Source organism: Streptomyces sp. NTH33, assembly GCF_003236365.1.
Lineage (GTDB): Bacteria > Actinomycetota > Actinomycetes > Streptomycetales > Streptomycetaceae > Streptomyces.
On record NZ_POTZ01000459.1, the window covers coordinates 1 to 5,457 of the forward strand.

Here is a 5,457-nt window from a genome sequence, read left to right on the forward strand (position 1 = left end):
GTGCTGGCCGCCCTGCGCAGAACCCCCGCCGCCCGCGAAGTACCTCTGCACGTCTGGATGTTGGACGATTCGGGGGGGCTGGCCGGCGGCCTGGTGGGCCACACCTGGGCGTCCTGGCTGCACGTGACGTACCTGTGGGTCGACGCCCCCCACCGCGGCGCGGGCCTCGGCTCCCGCCTCCTCGGGCGGGCCGAACGCATCGCCCGCGACAGGCGCGGCTGCACGGCCGTACGCCTGGAGACCTGGGACTTCCAGGCCCCGGACTTCTACCGCCGGCACGGCTACGAGGTGGTCTGCGTGGTCCCGGACTACCCCCCGGGAATCACGGAGTACACCCTGACGAAGCGTCTGGTCTGACACCTGCTCCGACGCCTGATCCGAACCGACGGCGCCCCTCAGAGCGCGTCGAGCGCCTCCGTGGTGATGTCGATGTCGATGTCGTACGGCACGTCGGGCTCGAGCCGGTCGCGGTGGGTGCCGGTAAGGGCGTACGTCTTGGTCAGCGGGTCGAGCTCGTAGGTGCGGACCACCGGGTGGTGGTCGGAGCCGCTCATCTCGACCAGCCAGAAGTGCGGGATGCCCGTTGCGGCGTACTTGTGCGGCTTGGTGTCGTGGTCCCGGGGCGGCACCGGCCAGCGGCAGCCGGGCTCGGCGGTCGGCTCGGCGGTCATGATTCCTCCCATGGGCATGGGCGGCATCCTCGGCCTGCCCGTCCACGGTAACCGCCGCAATCGACGAACGTCATCACAAAGGGTGACGACCGGGCCGGTGAGGTGACTCGGCGGGAGTCAGGCCGGTCCGGTCGCCTCGCCTCGCCTCGCCGAAGGCACCGCCTCGACCACGCGTGGAACCGCGCGGCCCGCCGTGCCGAAGGCTCCTTCGATCGCCGAGCCGCCGAAGCCGTCGAGGTTCTGTGCGACGAGTGTGACGCAGGGACCACTCCGAGCGCCTGGGTGCGGGCCTGACGTCACAACGGACTTGGCGCAGATGTGTCTGCCGGGTCCGCACGGCGGGCTGCTCCGTGTGCTCGCGGCCTTCCGCAACCTGGCAATCAGCCCTGCTCGTCTCGTCAGCTGGAGCAGCAGCGCCGCTGCCCAGGGCCACTGCCGCGACCGCCCGGCCCGGGGGCTTTCGCAAAGGAGGGTCTTGGTGCTCCGTGCGTTTACCCGGGAGGTGATGGCGCCGGTCCCTCGGAGTCGGCGAGAGTGGTGACCTCGCCGCGTCGGTCGTCGGACGCGGTGCCGGAGGGGAGGGATGCCATGTCGTCAGCCGTACCCACGACCACCCGTGCTGTGGTGGAGGAGCTGTTGCGCCGGATCGGCGAGGGCGACCCTGAGTACATCGCTGAGATGTATGCCGAGCAGGGCGACTGGGTCAGTTCAGCCGTCGTGCCCCCGCCGAGGGCACCGCCTCGAAGACGCGCGGGGGTGTGAAGTCCGCCGCCGCGAAGGCATCTTCGATCGCCTTGGTGAGGGGCTGGACGTCGGACTCCTCCGCGAGCACGATCGCCGAGCCGCCGAAGCCGCCGCCTGTCATACGGGCGCCCAGGGCGCCGGAGGTGAGGGCCGTTTCCACGACCAGGTCCAGCTCCGGGCAGGAGACGCGGAAGTCGTCGCGCAGGGAGGCGTGGCCCTCGGTCAGGATCGGGCCGATGGACCTCAAGTCGCCTGACTCCAGGTGGGAGACGACGCGTTCGACGCGGGCGTTCTCCGTTATCACGTGGCGGACCAGGCGGGTCACTTCCTCGTCGTCCGCCAGGTGCTTCAGGGTCGCGTCCAGGTCCGTGTACGGCACGTCCCGCAGGGCGTCCACGCCCAGCAGGGCCGCGCCCTTCTCGCAGCCGGTGCGGCGCTTGCCGTACTCGCCGTTGCTGTGGGCGTGCTTGACCCGGGTGTCGACGACCAGCAGGCGCAGGCCCTCGGCGGCCAGGTCGAAGGGGATCTGGCGCTGGGACAGGTCGCGGGTGTCCAGGAACAGGGCGTGGCCCGGCTCGCAGCAGGCCGAGGCCGTCTGGTCCATGATGCCGGTGGGGGCACCGACGTAGACGTTCTCGGCGCGCTGGCACAGGCGGGCCAGTTGCCAGCCCTTCAGGCCCAGGGCGTAGAGGTCGTTCAGGGCCAGGGCGACCACGACCTCCAGGGCCGCGGAGGAGGACAGGCCGGCGCCCGTGGGGACCGTCGAGGACAGGTGGACGTCCGCGCCCGTCACCTCGTGGCCCGCCTCGCGCAGGGCCCAGAGCACGCCCGCGGGGTAGGCGGTCCAGGTCCGGTCGGACTGCGGGGCCAGGTCGGTGAGCCGCAGTTCCACGGGTGCTCCCGGAGCGTCCGCCGAGTGCAGGCGCAGTACGCCGTCCGACCGGCGCGCGACCGCGGCGAGGGTGGCGTGCGGCAGCGCGAAGGGCATCACGAAGCCGTCGTTGTAGTCGGTGTGCTCGCCGATCAGGTTGACGCGGCCCGGTGCCGCCCAGGTCCCCTCCGGTGCGGTGCCGTACAGCTCGGTGAAGCCTTCCCGGACCTCAAGTGCCCCCACTTACCTCTCCCTTGCGATGTGCTGGGCGAACTCCCAGGCGTCCGCGACGATACCCGCGAGGTCCGCGCGGGACGGGTTCCAGCCGAGCTTCTCGCGGGCGGCGGCGGCCGAGGCGACCAGGGCCGCCGGGTCGCCGGCCCGGCGCGGGGCCACGACCTCGGGGACGGGGTGGCCGGTGACCTGCCGGACGGTCTCGACGACCTCGCGGACGGAGAAGCCGTTGCCGTTGCCGAGGTTGCAGATCAGGTGCTCGCCCGGAACGGCCGCCTTGAGGGCGAGGAGGTGGGCCTCGGCCAGGTCGGCGACGTGGATGTAGTCGCGTACGCAGGTGCCGTCCGGGGTCGGGTAGTCGTCGCCGAAGACGGAGATCGCCTCCCGGCGGCCCTGTGCCACCTGGAGGATCAGGGGGATCAGGTGCGACTCGGGGTCGTGGCGTTCGCCGTACGTCCCGTAGGCGCCGGCCACGTTGAAGTAGCGCAGCGAGACCGCGCCCAGGCCGTGGGCCGCCGCCTCGCCGGTGATCATGTGGTCGACGGCGAGCTTGGAGGCGCCGTAGGGGTTGGTGGGCCGAGTGGGGGCGGTCTCGACGATCGGGACCTGCTCCGGTTCGCCGTACGTGGCCGCCGTGGAGGAGAAGACCAGCTTGCGTACGCCCGCCTCGCGCATGGCGGCGAGCAGGGCCATCGTGCCGCCGACGTTGTTCTCCCAGTACTTCTCCGGCTTCACCACCGACTCGCCCACCTGGGAGAAGGCGGCGAAGTGCAGCACCGCGTCGAAGCTGGAGTCCACCCATTTGGCGGCGTCGCGGATGTCGCCCTCGACGAAGGAGGCGCCGGCCGGCACGCCCTGGCGGAAGCCCGTGGAGAGGTTGTCGAGCACGACGACCTCGTGGCCGGCCTCCAGCAGATGCTGGGCGACCACACTGCCCACGTAGCCCGCGCCGCCCGTCACCAGGTATTTCCCGCTCATGAACCCGCTACCTCCCGCAGTCGCTCGGCCGCGCGTTCGGGCGGCACGTCGTTGATGAACACGCTCATGCCGGACTCGGAGCCGGCGAGGAACTTCAGCTTGCCGGAAGTCCGGCGGATCGTGAAAACCTCGACATGCAGCGCGAAGTCGTCGCGCGTCACCCCGTCGAACTCCTCCAGCGCGCCGAACGGGGCCTGGTGCCAGGCCGCGATGTACGGCGTGGGGGAGTCGGCCTTGCCGAAGATCCGGTCGAAGCGCCTCAGCAGCTCCAGATACACCCGGGGGAACTCCGCGCGTGCCGCCTCGTCGAGGGCGAGCAGGTCGGGGACGCGGCGTCTGGGGTACAGGTGGACCTCGTAGGGCCAGTGCGCCGCGTACGGCACGAAGGTCACCCAGTGTTCGCCCTCGAGGACGACCCGCTCGTCGGCGAGTTCGCGTTCCAGGACGGCGTCGAAGAGGTTCTCGCCGCCGGTGGCCTCCTTGTGGGCCGCCAGCGAGCGCAGCATCAGCGCCGTGCGCGGGGTGGTGAAGGGGTAGGCGTAGATCTGGCCGTGCGGGTGGCCCAGGGTCACGCCGATCTCGGGCCCTCGGTTCTCGAAGCAGAACACCTGCTCGACGGACGGCAGGTGCGACAGTTCCGCCGTGCGGTCCGTCCACGCGTCCAGCACCAGCCGCGCCTGCTCCTCGCTCAGGTCGGCGAAGGAGGCGTCGTGGTCGGAGGTGAAGCAGACGACCTCGCAGCGGCCCGAGTCGCCGGCCAGCGACGGGAAGCGGTTCTCGAAGACCACCACGTCGTAGGACGGGTCGGGGATCTCGCTCAGCCTTCCGTCCCGGGACGGGCACAGGGGGCACTCGTCGGCCGGCGGGTGGTAGGTGCGGCCCTGGCGGTGGGAGGCGACGGCGACCGCGTCGCCGAGCAGGACGTCCCGGCGTATCCCGGAGGTGGTGACCGTGCGCGCCGGCGGGCGCCGGTCGGGCGCGCCGCGCACGGTGTCGTCCCGCAGGTCGTAGTAGATGAGTTCACGACCGTCGGCCAGCCGGGTCGAGGTCTTCTTCACTGTCGGACTCCCTGCCTGGTCCCCGGGCCCGCACCCGTCAGCACCCACTCACCCAATCACTCAACACAATCAAACATAACACATCACAACCGATCATCTGTGGGCATGCCGAAGGAGGGCACGGTGCGTGAGGTGCGACCGCTTGACCGGTTGACGGCTTGACCGGTTGACGGCTTGACCGGTTGACGGGGAGTGCTGCGGCTAGGTCGGGCGCGGCGCCTGGTCCAGCAGGCCGGTGCGGGCGGCCAGGGCCGCCGCTTCGAGGCGGGAGCCCACGTCCAGTTTCATCAGGACGCGCTGGACGTGGGTGCGGGCCGTGCTGGGGGCGATGCCCATGCCGGCCGCGATCAGGCGGGTGTCCTCGCCCTCGGCGACGCGGACCAGGACCTCCACCTCGCGCGGGGTGAGCATCTGGAGCAGGCGCCGTCCCTCGTCGTCCGGCTGGGCGGCGGGGTTCAGCAGCTCGCTGAAGGCGCCCTGGAGCAGTTGCGGGGCGACCGCCGCCTCGCCCGCCCTGGCCTTGACGATCGCCCGCTCGACGCCCTCGATGCGCTCGTCATGGCGTACGTAGCCCGTGGCGCCCGCGGCGAAGGCGGCCGCGATGCCGCGCGGGGACGGGACCGGCCCCAGGACGACCACCGCGACCTGGGGACGCTCCCGTTTGATCTTCACCACCGGGTCGAACGTGCCCTGCTCGGCCGGCGTCGCCGTCCCCAGCAGGCACACCTCCGGCGCGCGGCTGATCACGACGTCGGCCGCGCCGGCGGCCGGCGCCGCCGCGGCCAGCACGCGGTGCCCGCGCAGCTTCAGCGCCGAGGCCAGTGCCTCGGCTAGCAGTCGGTGGTCGTCGACCACCATGAGCCGCACTCCCATCGAGCCCCCAGTCCCCCCAGCGGATTCC

At 71.7% G+C, this 5,457-nt stretch carries 5 protein-coding genes and 2 pseudogenes; 2 read left to right on the forward strand and 5 right to left on the reverse strand.

Going from position 1 to position 5,457, the window contains the following annotated elements:
* The coding region (locus tag C1I97_RS30380) for a GNAT family N-acetyltransferase (RefSeq protein WP_258382810.1) at positions 1-357 on the forward strand (357 nt) is incomplete at its 5' end.
* Positions 358-395: 38 nt separating this feature from the next.
* On the opposite strand, the pseudogene C1I97_RS30385 reads toward C1I97_RS30380, so the two are convergent.
* Positions 396-620 (reverse strand): annotated as a pseudogene (locus C1I97_RS30385) (Uma2 family endonuclease); the annotation flags it as partial.
* A 639-nt stretch (positions 621-1,259) separates the two neighbouring features.
* On the opposite strand from C1I97_RS30385, the pseudogene C1I97_RS41935 reads away from it, so the two are divergent.
* Positions 1,260-1,373: pseudogene (locus tag C1I97_RS41935) on the forward strand (nuclear transport factor 2 family protein); the annotation flags it as partial.
* Position 1,374: 1 nt separating this feature from the next.
* Here C1I97_RS41935 and galK read toward each other — a convergent pair.
* The 4 genes from galK to C1I97_RS30410 form a co-directional block, all read right to left on the reverse strand.
* The gene (galK, locus tag C1I97_RS30395; protein ID WP_111006309.1) at positions 1,375-2,529 is read right to left on the reverse strand and encodes a galactokinase; all 1,155 of its coding nucleotides are present in this window, start codon (positions 2,527-2,529) and stop codon (positions 1,375-1,377) included.
* Positions 2,530-3,498, reverse strand: a complete 969-nt coding sequence (galE, locus tag C1I97_RS30400) for a UDP-glucose 4-epimerase GalE (protein ID WP_111006310.1) — start codon at positions 3,496-3,498, stop codon at positions 2,530-2,532.
* Positions 3,495-4,556, reverse strand: coding sequence for a galactose-1-phosphate uridylyltransferase (galT, locus tag C1I97_RS30405; RefSeq protein ID WP_111006311.1), 1,062 nt, complete (start codon positions 4,554-4,556; stop codon positions 3,495-3,497). Before galT ends, galE begins: the two co-directional genes overlap by 4 nt.
* Before the next feature lie 201 nt (positions 4,557-4,757).
* Positions 4,758-5,429, reverse strand: coding sequence for a helix-turn-helix transcriptional regulator (locus C1I97_RS30410; protein ID WP_111006312.1), 672 nt, complete (start codon positions 5,427-5,429; stop codon positions 4,758-4,760).
* Positions 5,430-5,457: the final 28 nt, after the last annotated feature.